The organism is Jannaschia maritima, from assembly GCF_030973515.1.
In the GTDB taxonomy this organism is placed as follows: Bacteria; Pseudomonadota; Alphaproteobacteria; order Rhodobacterales; family Rhodobacteraceae; genus Jannaschia; species Jannaschia maritima.
In genome coordinates this window covers 47,535-63,192 of sequence record NZ_JARGZA010000018.1, presented here as the reverse complement: position 1 = coordinate 63,192, position 15,658 = coordinate 47,535, and the positions used below count along the sequence as shown (strand labels likewise).

The window sequence follows — 15,658 nt, the reverse complement described above, 5'->3', positions numbered from 1 at the left end:
ATCTCGTAATGGGGGGCGCTGATGCAGGGGCCGATCACGGCGCGGATGTCGGCGGCGCCCAGCGCGCGCATGGCGTCCACCGTCGCCTCCAGCACGCCGTCGAGCGTGCCGCGCCATCCGCCGTGCGCCGCGCCCGAGACGCCCGCCGCGTGGTCGTGGAACAGGACGGGCTGGCAATCGGCGGTCAGGATGCACAGCACGTGGCCCGGCCGGTCCGTGACCATCGCGTCGGCCCGCGGCGCGTCCAGCGGGCCCGTGACCGTCACGACGTCCGTGGAATGGACCTGATGGACGAAGCGCAGCGCGTCCGGCCCTGCATCCAGGGCATTGGCCACGCGGGAGCGGTTGGTCCGCACGGCGTCCGGATCGTCGTCGGCCCCCAGACCGCAGTTCAGGCTGTCGTAGAGCCCGCGGGACGCCCCGCCGGTGCGGGCGAAGAACCCGTGGCGGGCGGCGAGGGCCGGATGCGTGACGACGTCGAGCGGCATGGTGCCCTGGGTGGCAGGGGGCCGGGGGGCGGTCAAGCGGGGACGCGCGGCCAGGCGCCCCACCACGGACGCTAGCCCAACCCCAACGCGGCGAAGGACACGTAGCGTACCGGATCCCCCGGCCGCACCGTCACCGCCTCGTCGGGCAGTTCGACGAACCCGTCGGCCCAGGCCAGGCCCGACACGCGGCCCGATCCTTCGGAAGCGAAGACCTCCGCCGCGCCCTGGCCGTCCAGTCGGGCGCGCAGATATTCGCGCCGTCCCGCCTTCTTCGCCTTGGCGAAGGCGGCCGGCACGATGCGGCCCCCATGGGGTCGCCACCCCGCCCCCGCCATCGCCAGCAGCGCGGGCCGGGCGAAGAGCGCCATGCAGGTGAAGGCCGCGACCGGGTTGCCGGGCAGGCCGAACAGGGGGGCGCCGTTCCACCGGCCCAGCGCCATGGGGCGCCCCGGCTTCACGGCGATGCGCCAATGGTCCACCGTCCCCCTGGCCCCCAGCACGGCGGCGAGGTGATCGGCGTCCCCCGCGCTGGCCCCGCCCGACGTGACGATCGCGTCCGCCCCGGCCCCGTTGAGGGCGGCGGCCAGCGCGTCCGGATCGTCGGCGACCTGCCCGAGATCGACCGGCGCCATGCCCCAGGCCGCGACCATTGCCAGCAGCATGGGGCGATTCGCGTCGAAGATGCCGTGGCCGGGTGTTCCGGGGGCCACGATCTCGTCCCCCGTGGACAGGACCGCCACGCGCAGCCGGTCGCGGACGGGCAGCGTGGCGTGCCCCGCGGCGACCGCGGCGGCCAAGTCGGTCGGGCGCAGGATCGTGCCCGCCGCCAGGAGGGGGTCGCCCACCGCCACGTCCTCGCCCGCCGCACGGGTGTTGGCGCCGGGCCGGGGCGTCTTCGTCAGCGTGATGGTGCCGTCCGCCGCGGTCGCGTCCTCCTGCATCGCCACGGTGTCCACGCCGGGCGGCAGGGCCGCGCCCGTCAGGATGCGCGCGGCGTGGCCGGGGGGCACGGGATCCCCGTCGTGGCCCGCCGCGGCCCGGGTGGGGGTCACCGGGATGGGGCCGGGGCGCAGGGTGGCGTGGGCGAAGCCCCAGCCGTCCACCGCCGCGTTGGCCCGTGGCGGGTTGGCGCGCAGGGCCGCGACGTCGCGGGCCAGGACGCGCCCGGCCGCGTCCGCGACCCCCGCGTCCCCTTCCCCCACGGCGCAGCGGATCGCCGACAGGGTCCGCATCAGCACGTCCACCGGCACCCAGTCCACGCCGGGCGGCAGGGCGAAGCAATCGCCCGGCGGGCGCGCCGCGGCCCGGGCCGCGTCCGGCAGCGCGTCCTCGAACCCGATGCCCAGGACCCAGCCTTCGGTCGCGGCGTCGGGATGGTCCGGCATCGCCAGGATGTCCCGTTCGGCCCCCAGGCGCCGCAGGCCCGCCGCCATCGCGCGGACCTGACCCGCGTCCTTCGGCCCGCCGTCGCGGAACGCCCGCTCCACCGGGTCGACATGGGCGAGATAGACCTCCGCCACGACGACGGGCGCGTCCGGGGGTTGGAACGGCCACACGGCGCAGTCCGCCCCCAGGGCCCCGCGCAGGCGGGACAGGGCGGCCATCGCGGTGATCGTCTGCGAGCCCACCGCCCCGCTATAGGCCAGCTGCCAGACCGACTTGGGTCGCCCAGCGGCTCCGCCGGCGGCGATCATCGCGTCCTCCGCCGCGCGCCATGGGGGGAAACGGCCCCGGGGCTTGCCCGTGGGCAGGCCGGGGACGTCCATCGTGGCGGGTCGGCCCCAGAACGGGCCGTCGCCCGGCAGAACGGCGTTCATGCGGCCCGCCAGCGCGAAGCGGTCGTTCGTGCCGTCGTCGCGGTCGGTCAGGCGTTCGGCGATCCAGTCCCACAGGGCGAGGGGGTCGTCCGCCCCCGTCAGCGCCTGGCCTGCGCCCCGCGGCCAGCCGAACGACACGTCAAGGACAACGAGGATGCGGTCCCCGTCCGCCACCGCGCGGCGCGCCCGGTCGATCAGCCACCCCGTCACGGCGTGGCGGGTCGGGTGGTGCCTCGCGGGGCCCAGGCCCGCGGCGTTCGCTTCCGCCGTCCAGATGGTGTCCCTGCCGGGGCGGGTGCGGCCGGACGTGGCGGACCAGTCCACCGCGACGACGGCGTCGAAGGTCATCGCAGCACGAAGTCCGCGACCGCGGCCATGTCGTCCAGGTCGAGCAGGGGGCAGGCCACGTCCGGGGCGGGGTGATCGGTCGCCAGCGCGGCGATCGTCGGATCGGTCCGCGCCAGGGGGTCGCCCGCGCCGCGCCACACCTCCACCCGCGGATGGGTGCCGCGCTTCCACCCTTCGGCCAGGACGATGTCGCAGGGCGCCAGACGGGCCAGGACCTCCGTCAGGGTCAGGGGCCTGGCCGTCTCCTCCAGCAGCGCCAAACGCGCGTCGGAGGCCAGGACCACCTGACCCGCCCCCGCCCGCCGGTGCCGGTGGGTGTCGGTGCCGGGGCGGTCCAGGTCCAGGGCGTGGTGCGTGCGCTTGGCGGTGGACACGCGCAGGCCGCGGGCCGTCAGCTCGGCGGTCAGGCGTTCCGTCAGGGTGGTCTTGCCCGCGTCCTTGCGCCCGACGATGCCCCACACCCTCATGGTGCGCGGTCCAGATCCTCGGGGCGGTTGACGTTGAAGAACGCCTCCGCCGGGAAGTCGGCATGGGCGGGGGCGTGGCGGTCGGTCCAGTCCAGGATCTTGCGGGTGCCGGCCCCCAGTGCTTCGTCCAGGTCGTCCGCCAGCGCCGTGGGCCACAGCCCGAAGGTCGGTTGCGGGCGCCCCCCCGCGCGGGCCAGGACCAGGCCGTCGCCCGCCGCCGCCAGGTCGGCCACGAGGGTCGGGGGCAGGAAGGGCGTGTCGGCGGCGGCGGTGACGATGCGGTCGCGGCCCAGCGCCGCGGCCCAGCGCATCCCCGCCAGGACGCCCGCCAGGGGGCCGGGATGCCCGGCCCGGGTGTCGGGCAGGACGGGCAGGCCCAGATCGTCCCAGCGGGCGGGATCGCCGTTGGCGTTGAGAGCGATGGGCGCGCATTGGGGCTGCAGGCGGTCGAGGACGTGGCGGATCAGGGGTCGGCCCTGCAGGAGGGCGCGGCCCTTGTCGCCCCCGCCCATGCGCCGCGCCAGGCCGCCCGCCAGGATCACCGCCGGGATCACGGAACGTCCCGCACCAGCCGGTCCGCGCCCGCCACGCACTGGAACCGCGACCCCTTCAGCCGCCCCACCACGGTCAGGCCGACGTCGCGCGCGATGCGCACGCCCCAGGCGGTGAAGCCCGACCGCGACACCAGGGCGGGGATGCCCATCAGGGCGCACTTGATGACCATCTCGGAGGTCAGCCGCCCGGTGGTGAACAGCGTCTTGTCGGACGGGTCGGTCCCCGTCACGCGCATCCACCCGGCCAGCTTATCCACCGCGTTGTGGCGGCCCACGTCCTCGAAGTAGGCCAGCGGCTCCGGGCCGCGGCACAGGCAGGTGCCGTGGACCGCGCCCGCGCTGAGATACAGGCTGGGGGTCCGCGCGATGGCGGACGACAGCGCGCGCAGGTCCGACAGGCGCACGTCCAGGCGCGGCAGGACGACGTCCGCCACGCCGTCCATCATGTCGCCGAAGACGGTGCCCACGGCGCAGCCCGACGTGCGGGTGGCGCGGGCCAGCTTCGCCTCGTGGTCCGTCACCTGGGCGGTGCGGACGACCACGACGCCCAGCTCGTCGTCGTAGTCGGTGCCGGTCACCCGGTCGGACGGGCGCAGCATCCCCTGGTTCGCCAGGAACCCCAGGGCCAGCCAGCGGGGGTGGTCGCGCACGGTCATGGCGGTCACGACCTCGCGCGCGTTCAGGTAGATGGTCAGGGGCCGTTCCTCCACCACGTCGAGCGCGATCGGCGCGCCGTCCTGGTCGGTCGCGTCGACCCGCGCGGTCAGGCCGGGGGCGTCCGGATCGGGGGCCACGAGCAGGCCGGGGGGCAGGGACGTGGCCAATTGCGCGGCCTCCGATGGCGGGCTAGGGCCAGTGATGTTCCCCCGGCCCCGCGGATGCAAGCCATGACCCCCTTTCGCCGCGGCGTGGCCGACGGGCTGCCCTTCGTGGTCATCATCGTGCCCTTCGCGATGATGTTCGGCGTGCTGGCCACGGAAGCCGGGCTGCCCCTGGATCAGGTCATGGCGTTCAGCACGATCGTGATCGCGGGCGCGTCGCAGTTCACCGCGCTGCAGCTGATGGATGCGGGCGCGCCGGGCGTGATCGTGGTGGCATCGGCCCTGGCGGTGAACCTGCGGATGGCGATGTATTCCGCGGCGCTCGTCCCGCATCTGGGGCGCGCGCCGCTGCTGCAGCGGATGGGGCTGGCCTATCTGCTGGTGGACCAGACCTATGCCCTGGCCGCCGCCACCTACGAGGGGCGGACGACCTGGACCACGGCGGACCGCGTCCGGTACTTCTGCGGCACCGCCCTGCCCGTGTTCCCGTGCTGGGTCGGTTCCACCTGGCTGGGGGCGGCCCTGGGCGCGCGCATCCCGGACGCCTGGCCGCTGGACTTCGCCCTGCCCCTGGCCTTCCTGGCGCTGACCGGCCCGATGCTGCGCAGCCCGGCCCACGTGGCGGCGGCCTTCGTGTCCGTCGCCGGCGCCCTGGCGCTGGCCTGGGTTCCCTGGAACGCGGGCCTGCTGATCGCCGCCCTGGCCGCGATGGCCACCGGCGCCGAGGTCGAGCGCAGGGCGCGCGCGGCATGACCGGCTATCCCGTATGGGCCATCATCGGGGCGCTGGGCCTGGGCACCTATCTGATCCGGTTCAGCTTCCTGGGATTGATCGGCGACCGCCCCCTGCCCGCCTGGGTGCTGCGCCACCTGCGCTATACCGGGGTGGCCGTCCTGCCCGGACTGGTCGCGCCGCTGGTCCTGTGGCCGGACGCGACCGGCGGTCAGCCCGATCCGGTCCGGCTGGCGGCGGCGGGCGCGACCCTCGCCGTCGGCGTCTGGCGCAGGGACGTGGTCCAGGCGGTCCTGGCGGGCGCCGCGGTCCTGGCCCTGGGCGGGTGGCTGACGGCGTAGCGGGGCGACGCGTCCGGCCGCCCCGCGTCCCGCGTCACTCCGCCGGTGTGGCGGCGGACCCGCCCCGGGCCAGCTTGTCGCGGATCTCGATCAGGACGTCCAACTCGGACGGACCGGTCTTCACCTCGGGGGCGACGTCGTCGGGCTTCTCCGCCGCGGTCTTCAGGCGGTTCACGCCCTTGACCAGCAGGAACACGACGAAGGCGATGATGAAGAACTCGATCACCGCGGTCACGAACGCGCCATAGGCGAAGATGGCGGCCCCCGCCTCGCGCGCCGCGTCGAGTCCGGCGCCCGGCGGCACCTCGCCCGACAGGACGACGTACATCGACGTGAAGTCGACCCCGCCCAGCACCAGGCCGATGACCGGATTGATCAGATCGCCCACCAGGCTGTTCACGATCGCCGTGAAGGCGGCACCGATGATGATGCCGACCGCCAGGTCCATGACGTTGCCCTTGGCGATGAAGTCCTTGAATTCCTGAATCATCAGGTCGTCCCCCGTGCTCTTTCGGTCCTTGCGGGCCCCGTTTCCCGGGTGCCCCGCACACGAACGTGCCGAAAACCGCACCGATGTCACCCGTTCCGCGCACGGAAACTTGCGCTAGGTAAGGGTCCGCGCAACACCTGGAGCATCCCATGGCCGACCTGTCCGCCTTCCCCATCACACGCCGCTGGGTTCCACACGACCCGAACGTCCTGCAGCTGTTCAGCTTTCCCACGCCGAACGGGGTCAAGGCGTCGATCATGCTGGAGGAGACGGGCCTGCCCTACGAGGCGCACCGCGTGACGCTGTCGGACGCGGACGTGAAGTCGGACGCGTTCCTGTCGCTGAACCCGAACAACAAGATTCCCGCGATCATCGACCCCGACGGGCCGGACGGACAGCCCCTCGGCCTGTTCGAGAGCGGGGCGATCCTGCTGTACCTCGGCGAGAAGACGGGCAAGCTGCTGGGCGACACCGCATCCGACAAGGCCCACGTGATGCAGTGGATCATGTGGCAGATGGGGGGGCTGGGCCCGATGCTGGGGCAGCTGGGCTTCTTCGTGAAGTTCGCCGGCAAGGAGATCGAGGATCCGCGCCCCCGCCAGCGCTATGCGGACGAGGGCAGGCGCCTGCTGTCGGTCCTGGCGGGGCAGCTGGCGGATCGCGACTGGATCGCGGGGGACTATTCCGCGGCGGACATCGCCATCGCGCCCTGGTTGAACGCGCTGAACTTCTACGAGGCGAAGGATCAGGTCGGATGGGACGACCATCCCGTGCTGCAGGCGTATCTGGACCGGTTCATGGCCCGCGACGCGGTCAAGACGGGCATGAACGTCCCCCCGCGCGAGGGCTGATCGACCGGGCGCGGGACGACCGCACCGCGCCTTAAGCGAACCTTAAGGCCCCGCGTCGTAGCCGGCGGTCATGAACACATGGATCGCCGTTCTCGCCACGATCGCGGTCGCCAAGCTGGGCGCGGCGGCCGCCATCGCACCATCGCTGCAACCGTCGCGGGACGGTTCCGGGCCAGTCTGGATGCTCGCCTCGCCCTGGGTCGATCCGGCCGCAATCGTCGCGGCGGCGGGCGCCTACATCCCGATCAGACCGGCCCCCGCCTTCGGCACGGTCGTCCACGACCAGGGCCCCGGATTGGCCGATCGGTTGCGCGCGCACGGCGCCCTCGTGGTGCTGGACGCCGCGGCCCTGGGTCGGATGGGCTGCGATGTCTGACCCCGCCGATCCGATCGAGGCCGTCCGCCTGCGGATGCGCCGTTCGCTGACCGTCAGCGGGTTCGTCATCGCGGCGGTCGGTTCGCTCGCGATGTTCCTCTATGGCATTCCGGCGCTGCCGGCCCTGCTGGCCTCGTTCGCGTCCACAGCCGCCGGCATGCTGCTGTCGCGTTTCAATTCCGCCAACGCGGCGATCTGGACCGCCCTGTCGCTGGTCCTGAACGGATTGATCTTCATCGCCGCGCTGGAGGGGACGCCGTTCCAGTCGGACGCGCACCTGCTTCTGATGCTGGCCATCGCCAGTTCCGCCACCATGATCGACGTTCGCGCCATCGTGGCGGCGGGCGCGGCGACGGTGCTGCACCATGCGTTGCTGGGCTATGGGGCGCCCACCCTGGTCTATCCCGAGGCCGCGCCCGGGGAGAACCTGATCCGGCTGGGGATCCACGGAACCGCCGTGGGGCTTCTGGTCTTGCGAATGGTCGATCTGACCCGGACGCGGACGACCTTGATGGCCCAGGCCCGCGAGCAGCGCGAATCGCTCGCGGCGGCGCTCGATCGGGCATCAGCGGACCGGACCGCCGCGCAGGACGCCTTGGCGGAGGCCGAGGCCGAACGGGAAGCCGCGCGCAAAGCCAAGGCGGAGGCCGAGGCAGCGGCCCGTGCCGCCCGGGCCGAAACGGAGCGCGCCCATGCCGCGGAGGCCGACGCCGCCGCGGCCCGCGGGCGCGAGCAGGACGCCGAACGCCAGCGGGAGGCCGAGCAGCGCGCCGCGTTGGATGCGGTCGCCCACGCCCTGGACCGCCTGGCGACGGGCGACCTGTCCGCACGGATCGAGGGGCCCCTGCCCACGGGCTACGGACGGCTCGGCGCGGACTTCGACAGCGCGGCGGCCGCGCTGCAGTGCATCCTGCGGGAAGTCGAAGGCCACATGGCCGAGATCGGGCGCGAAACGGGCGCCATCGCGGACGCCGCCCGCGGCCATGTCGACCGCGATGCGGAACGGGCCGACCGCACCCGGGAGCTGGTCGACGAGTTCGCCCGATTGAACGCCATGATCGCCGAGACCGCGGCCGAGTCGCGCCGGGCGGAGGAGGCCGCGGAGGAGACGCGCCGCCAGGCGGAGGCGGGCGCGGGCGTGATGCGACGGTCCGTGGAGGCCATGGGCACGATCGACGCCGCGTCGGCGGAGGTGCGCAAGGTCACCGCCGTCATCGAGGACATCGCCTTCCAAACGAACCTGCTAGCCCTCAACGCCGGGGTCGAGGCGGCGCGCGCGGGCGAGGCCGGGCGCGGCTTCTCGGTCGTCGCGTCGGAGGTTCGGGCGCTGGCCGGGCGGTCGTCGGATGCCGCGGGCCGCATCGCGGAACTGCTGAGCCGATCGGAGGAGCACGTGAAGGCCGGGGTCACGCTGGTGGATCAGACGGGGGAACGCCTCGTCGCCATCACGGCCGGCGTGGAGACGGTCGCCCGCAACCTGCAGGACATCGCAGGGAACGCCGCCGCGCAGGCGGACCACGTGGGCGCCGCGACCGAAGCGGTCGATTGGCTGGACCGGACCGCCCGGGCGGAGGTGGAGCGCATCGCGCAGACGAGCGATGCCGCCGCCAGCCTGCGCGACGGCACCGCGCGGCTGGGCAAGACGCTCAAACGGTTCGCGGGACGCGACGACGGCCCGCCGGCCCCCGCCCGTCCGGTCCGGGCCGCCTGACCCACGGGACGCGGGACGCGACCTGGCCTTAACGTGACGATAACTTCCCGAGCATAAGGCGACGGCCATGACCGCCCATCCGACCCTCCCACGGGGACGCCGACGCCATGCGCCGCTGTTCGATCCCCTGTCACCCGCCCGGCGGGTGCTGATCCGCCATATCCTTCTGACGGGACAGGGCGTCGGGCTGTGCGCCATGCTGCTGGCCCACCTGTTCGGCAACGCGGTGCTGCCCGTGATCCTGCTGTCCTGCGGGACCATCGCCGCGGGCTGGTCCCTGTCCCGCCTGGTGCCCCGGCATCAGGCGATCTGGGCGACGCAGGCGCTGCTGTTCCAGATCTATGCCGTGATGCTGGCGCTGGACGGGACCCTGTACCGCGAGGCGGCGCACCTGTTCATCTTTCCCATGATCGCCTTCTCGATCATCCTGGTGGACCGCCCCGCCCTTCTGGCGCTGCTTCCGAACCTTTTGATCCATAGCGTCCTGCTGGAGACGACCGAGTTCTGGAACGACCCGGCCCAGCCCCCCTTCGACGTCCTGAAGACGCTGATGTACGGCGTCGGGCTGGTCGCGATCTTCACGGCAGCGTTCCTGATCATCAACTCCCGCCGGATCCACAGGCGTCGCGAGCTGGCGCAGCGCGGCGAGATGGCGGCCGCGCTGGACACCGCGACGGCGAGCCGGCAGGCCGCCGAGGCCGCCCTGGCCGAGGTGGAAACGGAGCGCGAGGCCGCACGTCGCGCCACCGCGGCCGCGGAGGACGCCGCCCGCGCCGCAACCGCCGACGCCGCCCGCGCGAAGGCCGCGGAGGATGCTGCCGCCGCCGCCCGCACGCGCGAGCAGCATCAGGAAGCCGATCGCGAGGCCGCGCTGCGGATCGCCCTGGACGCGTTGGGCGAGGCCCTGGACCGCTTGGCGACGGGCGACCTGACGGCACGCATCGCGGCCGACCTGCCCGACGGGTACGATCCCCTGGCGCGGGACTTCAACACCGCGGCGGATGCGTTGCAGGCGCTTCTGCAGGATGTCGACGGCCACATGAAGGCGATCAGCCGCGAAACCGGCGCCATCGCCGAGGCGGCCCGTGGCCATGTCGACCGCGACGCCGAGCGGGCGGAGCGCACGAAGGACCTGGGCGACAAGATCGCCCGCCTGAACGCCATGATCGCCGAGACGGCCACCGAATCGCGCGATGCGGAACGGACCGCCACGGAAACCCAGCGGCAGGCCGCGAAGGGCACGGACGTCATGCGTCAGACCGTCGAGGCGATGACCACGATCGAAGCCGCCTCCGCGGAGGTCCGGAAGGTCACCGCCGTCATCGACGACATCGCCTTCCAAACGAACCTGCTGGCCCTGAACGCCGGGGTCGAGGCGGCGCGGGCGGGCGAGGCCGGGCGCGGCTTCTCGATCGTCGCGTCCGAGGTCCGGGCGCTTGCAGGGCGCTCGGCGGAGGCCGCGGGTCGCATCGCCGCCCTGCTGGAACGGTCGGAGGCGCATGTGAAGTCGGGCGCGAGCCTCGTGGATCAGACGGGCGAGGTCCTGGTCTCGATCACCGCGGGCGTCGAGACGGTGGCGCGCAACCTCCAGGACATCGCGCAGACGGCGAACCAGCAGGCGGAGGGCGTGGGCGAGGTGACGGAAGCCATCGGCTGGCTCGACCGGACCGCCATCGCGGAGGTGGAACGCATCGCCGCGACGAGTGCCGCGGCCGCCGATCTGCGCGACGGCACCGAACGGCTCAGCCGTTCGCTCGACCGGTTCGGAGGATCGCCTGCGACGGCGGCCCGGACGCGGGCCGCCTGACGGCCACCCGCGACGGCGGACCGCGGACGGTGGGTCTTGGCGCTGTAAGGCGCTCGTTTCCGTCCGGCGGGAGGAACGCCCCCCGCCGGACGGGTCCCGTTCGTCAGGCGTCCTCGGACTGGGACTCGGTCCCCGTCTCCTGGTCGACCATCTTCATCGCCAGGCGGACCTTGCCGCGATCGTCGAAGCCCAGAAGCTTCACGAACACCTCCTGGCCCTCCTTCAGCACGTCGCTGGGATGGTTCAGGCGCTCGTTCTTGATCTGGCTCACATGGACCAGACCGTCGCGCTTGCCGAAGAAGTTCACGAAGGCGCCGAAGTCGACGATCTTGACGACCTTGCCCTTGTAGACCTTCCCCTGCTCGGGCTCCGCCACGATCGAATGGATCATGTCGTAGGCCTTCTGGATCGAATCCGCGTTGGCCGACGCGATCTTGATCGTGCCGTCGTCCTGGATGTCGACCTTGGCGCCCGACACTTCCACGATCTCGCGGATGACCTTGCCGCCCGACCCGATGACTTCGCGGATCTTGTCGGTGGGCACCTGCATCGTCTCGATGCGGGGTGCGTGGGCCGAGAACTCGTTGCGACCTTCCGACAGGGCCTGGGCCATCTCGTCCAGGATGTGGAGGCGACCGGCCTTCGCCTGCTCCAGCGCGGTCTCCATGATCTCGGGCGTGATGCCCGCAACCTTGATGTCCATCTGAAGGGACGTGATCCCGGCCTCGGTGCCCGCGACCTTGAAGTCCATGTCGCCCAGGTGATCCTCGTCGCCAAGGATGTCGGTCAGGACCGCGTACTCGCCGTCGTCCTCCAGCACCAGGCCCATGGCGACGCCGGCCACGGGGGCCTTCAGCGGAACGCCTGCATCCATCATCGACAAGGACGATCCGCAGACCGTGGCCATGGACGACGACCCGTTGGATTCGGTGATCTCCGACACCAGCCGGATGGTATAGGGGAAGTCGGTGGCGGCGGGCAGGACCGCCTGCAGCGCGCGCCAGGCCAGCTTGCCGTGCCCGATCTCGCGGCGGCCCGGAGGACCGAAGCGCCCGACCTCGCCGACCGAATAGGGCGGGAAGTTGTAGTGCAGCAGGAAGTTGGACCGGAAGTTGCCGTGCAGCGCGTCGATGATCTGCTCGTCGTCGCCCGTGCCCAGCGTGGTCACGACCAATCCCTGGGTCTCGCCCCGCGTGAACAGCGCGGAGCCATGCGTGCGCGGCAGCAGGCCGACCTGGCAGTCGATGGCGCGGACCTTGTCCAGCGCGCGCCCGTCGATGCGCTTGCCGTTCTTCACGACGTCGCCGCGCAGGACCTTCGATTCCAGCTTCTTCAGCGCGGTGCCCAGATCCGGATCGTTCAGCTGTTCCTCGGACAGCTCCGCCTTGATGGCGTCCTTGACCGCGGACACGGCGCTTGTCCGCTCCTGCTTGTCGGTAATGGCATAGGCGTCGCGCATCCCCTGCTCGCCGACCTTCGTCACCGCCTCCAGCAGCGCGGAATAGTCCGGCGCCTGATAGTCCATCGGCTCCTTCGCCGCGTCCTCGGCCAGGTCAACGATCAGGTCGATCACGCCCTGCATCTGCTCGTGGCCGAACTTCACGGCGCCCAGCATCTCGGCCTCGGACAGCTCGTAGGCTTCCGATTCGACCATCATCACGGCGTCCTTGGTGCCGGCGACGACCAGGTCCAGACGCTGCTCGGGGTCGGACTTCAGGCCCTGCATGTCGTCCACGGCGGGGTTCAGGACGTACTCGCCGTCCACGAAGCCCACGCGCGCGCCCGCGATGGGCCCGCGGAACGGCGCGCCGGAGATCGTCAGCGCGGCGGAGGCCGCGATCATGGCGACGATGTCGGGGTCGTTCTCCAGGTCGTGGGACAGGACCTGGCAGATCACCAGGACCTCGTTCTTGAACCCGTCCACGAACAAGGGGCGGATCGGCCGGTCGATCAGGCGCGAGGTCAGCGTCTCCTTTTCCGTGGGACGCGCTTCCCGCTTGAAGAAGCCGCCGGGGACCTTGCCCGCGGCATAGTACTTCTCCTGGTAGTGCACCGTCAGGGGGAAGAAGTCCTGCCCCGGCTTCGGCTGCTTGGCATAGGTGACGGCGGCCAGGACGCTGGTCTCGCCATAGGTGGCGACGACGCAGCCGTCGGCCTGGCGCGCGATGCGCCCCGTTTCCAGGGTGAGGGTGTCGTGCCCCCACTCCATCTCTTTCTTCACGATGTCGAACATGTCGTATCCTATCCGGGACCGGCCCGGCCCTCCGGGTGTCCCTGTCCTGTTGGCGGCCCCATTGCCGCCGGCCCCTGTCCTTCGCACGACGCCGGGGCCCGGGCGTCACGTCGCAGATGCGCGTGGGGTTACCGGGTTTCGCCGTGAAGGGAAACCCGTTGCGCGCGATTGCCGCGCCGCTACGGTCCCGCCCACGCCGACCAGCCCCACCCCCGGAGGATCCGCCCGATGCCGCAAGCCCGCCCCCGCGTCCTGGTGATTGCCGAAGCGGCGAACCCGGAATGGGTGTCCGTGCCCCTGGTCGGCTGGTCCATGGCCCAGGCCCTGCGGAAGATCGCGGACGTCCATCTGGTGACCCAGATCCGCAACCGCGACGCGATCGTGCGGGCGGGGCTGATCGAAGGCGAGGACTTCACGGCCATCGATTCCGAAGCCGTGACCGCGCCGCTGTGGAAGCTGGCCGGCCTGCTGCGTCGGGGCGACAACCAGAGTTGGACGGTCGCCACCGCGATCCAGTCCATCGGCTATCCCTATTTCGAGCGCCTGGTGTGGCAGCGGTTCCGCGACGACCTGCGACGGGGGCGCTTCGACCTCGTCCACAGGGTCACGCCGCTGACGCCCACCACCGTGTCGTCCATCGCGCCCCGAGCGGCAGGTGCGGGCGTGCCCTTCGTCATGGGCCCCTTGAACGGCGGCGTCCCCTGGCCCCGGGGGTTCGAGGATGCCCGCGCGCGGGAAGGCGAAGGGCTCAGCCGGGTGCGGTCCCTCTACAGGCTGCAGCCCGGGCGGGGGCGCATGCTGCGCGCCGCCAGCGCCATCCTGGCGGGGTCCCGCCACACGCAGGCGGAGCTTCGGGCCCAACTGCCCCCGGACGAGGCCGACAAGGTCGTCTGGCTGCCCGAGAACGCCATCGACCCCGCGCGCTTCACCCGCCATCCGGTGGCGCCCCGTGCGGACGGCCCCCTGCGTGGATGCTTCGTCGGGCGGCTGGTGCCCTACAAGAACCCGGATCTGGCGATCCAGGCCGCCCTGCCGCTCCTGCGCGACGGACGCATGACGCTGGACATCGTGGGCGAAGGGCCGATGCGCGGCGACCTGCGTGTCCTGATCGACCGCGAAGGCGTGGGCGACGCCGTCACCCTGCACGGCAACGTCCCCCACGCGGACGTCCAGCGCATCCTGGGCGGGGCGGACGTGCTGGTCTTCCCGTCGATCCGCGAGTTCGGCGGCGGCGTCGTCCTGGAAGCGATGGCGCTGGGCGTCGTGCCGGTCGTCGCGGACTATGCCGGACCGGCGGAGCTTGTGGACGACGGCACGGGCATCCGGATACCGCTGGGGGGCGGGCGCGCTGCCCTGCGGGACGCCTTCGCCGCCACGCTGGCCGACCTGGCCGCCGCGCCGGACGCCCTGGCCCCGATGGCGCGCGCCGCGCACGACCGCGCCTGGACGGACTATACCTGGCGCGCGAAGGCCGACCGGGTGGCGGCGATCTACGACCGCGTCAGGGATGGCTGACGCCATGGGACCCGCCGCGCTGGCCGCCTGCACCGCCGACGGCTGGTCCCCCGTCATCGGCGATCCGTCCGCGCTGGGGTGGTCCACGGTCGCGGCCTATGCGCTCGCCGCGATCCTGTGCGCCGCCGCGGCCGTCCGGACCGGCGGGCGGGTCCGCGCCTTCTGGATCCTTCTGGCCGCGATCCTGGCGATGCTGTGCCTGAACAAGCAGCTGGACCTGCAATCCGCACTGACGGAGGCGGGACGATGCCTGGCCCGCGCGCAGGGCTGGTACGCCGAACGGGGCGGCGTGCAGTTGCGGTTCATCCTGGGCGTCGCCGCGATCTGCGTGGCGACGCTGGTGGCGGCGCTGTGGACCATGCGGCGGGAGGTTGGGCGGGTATGGCTCGCGCTGACGGGCTTCGCGCTGCTGCTGGCCTTCGTGGGGACCCGCGCCGCCAGCTTCCATCACGTCGACCGGTTCATCGGGCTCCCGGTCGGACCCCTCCGCGTCAACGGGGTGATGGAACTGGGCGGCATCGCCCTGATCGCGCTGGGTGCGGCGGCCGCGGTGCGGCGGGGTGCGCGAACCGCGTGACGCCCCCGCGGCCGGGGGGCGTCCGGACCGTTCGACCGGGCGTCCCGATCAGCGGCGGATGCCCAGGCGCTTGATGATGTCCTGATACCGCGCCTCGTCCTTCTTGCGGGCGTAGTCCAGCAGCTTGCGGCGCTGGGCCACCATCATCAGAAGGCCACGGCGCGAATGGTTGTCCTTCTTGTGCGTCTTGAAATGCTCGGTCAGCGTGGTGATCCGGCTGGTCAGGATCGCGATCTGCACCTCCGGCGAGCCGGTGTCGCCTTCCTTCGTGGCGAATTCCTGGATCAGGCGGTTCTTCTCTTCGACGGTGATCGACATCGGGGGCTCCTATGGGGTTGGTGTCATGGCGCAGGCCGGGATGTCGTCCAGCGAGGCCCTTGGAGAGCCGCGCGCCTAGCGCATCGCGGAAACGAAGGAAAGGGCCGGTCGACAACCGCGACCGATGCCGTTCGGTGTTCCTTAACCGCCATGCCACGCGGCGCTAGGATGCGCGGCGGACGGGATGCTATGCCGGTCCCGTGCGGCCCCGG

At 72.3% G+C, this 15,658-nt stretch carries 16 protein-coding genes; 8 read left to right on the top strand and 8 right to left on the bottom strand.

Annotation, left to right across the window (positions count from 1 at the left end; all coding sequences use genetic code 11):
- The 5 genes from P0084_RS15640 to P0084_RS15620 form a co-directional block, all read right to left on the bottom strand.
- On the bottom strand, window positions 1-488 hold a 488-nt coding region (locus P0084_RS15640; RefSeq protein WP_308917808.1), incomplete at its 3' end, for a purine nucleoside phosphorylase YfiH/LACC1 family protein.
- Between the two features lie 71 nt (window positions 489-559).
- Complete coding sequence (locus P0084_RS15635; RefSeq protein WP_308917807.1) at window positions 560-2,653, bottom strand: molybdopterin-binding protein; 2,094 nt, start codon at window positions 2,651-2,653, stop codon at window positions 560-562.
- Complete coding sequence (gene mobB, locus P0084_RS15630) at window positions 2,650-3,120, bottom strand: molybdopterin-guanine dinucleotide biosynthesis protein B (protein ID WP_308917806.1); 471 nt, start codon at window positions 3,118-3,120, stop codon at window positions 2,650-2,652. The genes P0084_RS15635 and mobB overlap by 4 nt, the downstream gene beginning before the upstream one ends.
- Window positions 3,117-3,674, bottom strand: a complete 558-nt coding sequence (gene mobA, locus P0084_RS15625; RefSeq protein WP_308917805.1) for a molybdenum cofactor guanylyltransferase MobA — start codon at window positions 3,672-3,674, stop codon at window positions 3,117-3,119. The genes mobB and mobA overlap by 4 nt, the downstream gene beginning before the upstream one ends.
- A complete protein-coding gene (locus P0084_RS15620) occupies window positions 3,671-4,498 on the bottom strand; it encodes a formate dehydrogenase accessory sulfurtransferase FdhD (protein WP_308917804.1) in 828 nt (275 codons plus the stop codon). The genes mobA and P0084_RS15620 overlap by 4 nt, the downstream gene beginning before the upstream one ends.
- A gap of 63 nt (window positions 4,499-4,561) precedes the next feature.
- Between P0084_RS15620 and P0084_RS15615 the strand changes: the two genes are divergently transcribed.
- Window positions 4,562-5,248, top strand: coding sequence for an AzlC family ABC transporter permease (locus P0084_RS15615; protein ID WP_308917803.1), 687 nt, complete (start codon window positions 4,562-4,564; stop codon window positions 5,246-5,248).
- Window positions 5,245-5,568: an AzlD domain-containing protein gene (locus P0084_RS15610; RefSeq protein ID WP_308917802.1), complete on the top strand. Its 324-nt coding sequence runs from the start codon at window positions 5,245-5,247 to the stop codon at window positions 5,566-5,568. Before P0084_RS15615 ends, P0084_RS15610 begins: the two co-directional genes overlap by 4 nt.
- Window positions 5,569-5,602: 34 nt before the next feature.
- Here P0084_RS15610 and mscL read toward each other — a convergent pair whose 3' ends face one another.
- Window positions 5,603-6,058 carry a large conductance mechanosensitive channel protein MscL gene (gene mscL, locus P0084_RS15605; RefSeq protein WP_308917801.1) on the bottom strand — a complete coding sequence of 152 codons (456 nt, stop codon included), beginning with the start codon at window positions 6,056-6,058 and terminating at the stop codon, window positions 5,603-5,605.
- Window positions 6,059-6,207: 149 nt separating this feature from the next.
- Between mscL and P0084_RS15600 the strand changes: the two genes are divergently transcribed.
- From P0084_RS15600 to P0084_RS15585, 4 genes are all read left to right on the top strand, one after another.
- Window positions 6,208-6,909, top strand: a complete 702-nt coding sequence (locus P0084_RS15600; protein ID WP_308917800.1) for a glutathione S-transferase family protein — start codon at window positions 6,208-6,210, stop codon at window positions 6,907-6,909.
- Window positions 6,910-6,979: 70 nt separating this feature from the next.
- Window positions 6,980-7,285: a hypothetical protein gene (locus tag P0084_RS15595; protein WP_308917799.1), complete on the top strand. Its 306-nt coding sequence runs from the start codon at window positions 6,980-6,982 to the stop codon at window positions 7,283-7,285.
- On the top strand, window positions 7,278-8,996 hold the full coding sequence (locus P0084_RS15590; RefSeq protein ID WP_308917798.1) for a methyl-accepting chemotaxis protein: 1,719 nt from the start codon (window positions 7,278-7,280) through the stop codon (window positions 8,994-8,996). The genes P0084_RS15595 and P0084_RS15590 overlap by 8 nt, the downstream gene beginning before the upstream one ends.
- A gap of 67 nt (window positions 8,997-9,063) precedes the next feature.
- Window positions 9,064-10,803: a methyl-accepting chemotaxis protein gene (locus P0084_RS15585; protein ID WP_308917797.1), complete on the top strand. Its 1,740-nt coding sequence runs from the start codon at window positions 9,064-9,066 to the stop codon at window positions 10,801-10,803.
- Between the two features lie 103 nt (window positions 10,804-10,906).
- On the opposite strand, the gene pnp is transcribed toward P0084_RS15585, so the two are convergent.
- Window positions 10,907-13,036 (bottom strand): polyribonucleotide nucleotidyltransferase, encoded by a 2,130-nt coding sequence (gene pnp, locus P0084_RS15580; RefSeq protein ID WP_308917796.1) that lies wholly within the window; start codon window positions 13,034-13,036, stop codon window positions 10,907-10,909.
- Window positions 13,037-13,264: 228 nt separating this feature from the next.
- Here pnp and P0084_RS15575 point away from each other — a divergent pair, with 228 nt between their 5' ends.
- Together P0084_RS15575 and P0084_RS15570 are read left to right on the top strand one after the other, a co-directional pair.
- On the top strand, window positions 13,265-14,551 hold the full coding sequence (locus P0084_RS15575) for a glycosyltransferase family 4 protein (RefSeq protein WP_308917795.1): 1,287 nt from the start codon (window positions 13,265-13,267) through the stop codon (window positions 14,549-14,551).
- Window positions 14,544-15,128: an isopropylmalate isomerase gene (locus tag P0084_RS15570; protein ID WP_308917794.1), complete on the top strand. Its 585-nt coding sequence runs from the start codon at window positions 14,544-14,546 to the stop codon at window positions 15,126-15,128. The genes P0084_RS15575 and P0084_RS15570 overlap by 8 nt, the downstream gene beginning before the upstream one ends.
- Before the next feature lie 48 nt (window positions 15,129-15,176).
- Here P0084_RS15570 and rpsO read toward each other — a convergent pair whose 3' ends face one another.
- On the bottom strand, window positions 15,177-15,446 hold the full coding sequence (gene rpsO, locus P0084_RS15565) for a 30S ribosomal protein S15 (RefSeq protein ID WP_308917793.1): 270 nt from the start codon (window positions 15,444-15,446) through the stop codon (window positions 15,177-15,179).
- Between the last annotated feature and the right edge of the window lie 212 nt (window positions 15,447-15,658).

What these genes read in the sequence shown, in the direction of transcription:
- P0084_RS15595 (WP_308917799.1), top strand. Translation starts at nt 6,980, where the DNA reads ATGAACACATGGATCGCCGTTCTCGCCACGATCGCGGTCGCCAAGCTG.
- P0084_RS15635 (WP_308917807.1), bottom strand. Translation starts at nt 2,653, where the DNA reads ATGACCTTCGACGCCGTCGTCGCGGTGGACTGGTCCGCCACGTCCGGC.
- P0084_RS15590 (WP_308917798.1), top strand. Translation starts at nt 7,278, where the DNA reads ATGTCTGACCCCGCCGATCCGATCGAGGCCGTCCGCCTGCGGATGCGC.
- P0084_RS15610 (WP_308917802.1), top strand. Translation starts at nt 5,245, where the DNA reads ATGACCGGCTATCCCGTATGGGCCATCATCGGGGCGCTGGGCCTGGGC.
- mobB (WP_308917806.1), bottom strand. Translation starts at nt 3,120, where the DNA reads ATGAGGGTGTGGGGCATCGTCGGGCGCAAGGACGCGGGCAAGACCACC.
- P0084_RS15575 (WP_308917795.1), top strand. Translation starts at nt 13,265, where the DNA reads ATGCCGCAAGCCCGCCCCCGCGTCCTGGTGATTGCCGAAGCGGCGAAC.
- P0084_RS15600 (WP_308917800.1), top strand. Translation starts at nt 6,208, where the DNA reads ATGGCCGACCTGTCCGCCTTCCCCATCACACGCCGCTGGGTTCCACAC.
- P0084_RS15585 (WP_308917797.1), top strand. Translation starts at nt 9,064, where the DNA reads ATGACCGCCCATCCGACCCTCCCACGGGGACGCCGACGCCATGCGCCG.
- rpsO (WP_308917793.1), bottom strand. Translation starts at nt 15,446, where the DNA reads ATGTCGATCACCGTCGAAGAGAAGAACCGCCTGATCCAGGAATTCGCC.
- P0084_RS15570 (WP_308917794.1), top strand. Translation starts at nt 14,544, where the DNA reads ATGGCTGACGCCATGGGACCCGCCGCGCTGGCCGCCTGCACCGCCGAC.
- P0084_RS15615 (WP_308917803.1), top strand. Translation starts at nt 4,562, where the DNA reads ATGACCCCCTTTCGCCGCGGCGTGGCCGACGGGCTGCCCTTCGTGGTC.
- mscL (WP_308917801.1), bottom strand. Translation starts at nt 6,058, where the DNA reads ATGATTCAGGAATTCAAGGACTTCATCGCCAAGGGCAACGTCATGGAC.
- pnp (WP_308917796.1), bottom strand. Translation starts at nt 13,036, where the DNA reads ATGTTCGACATCGTGAAGAAAGAGATGGAGTGGGGGCACGACACCCTC.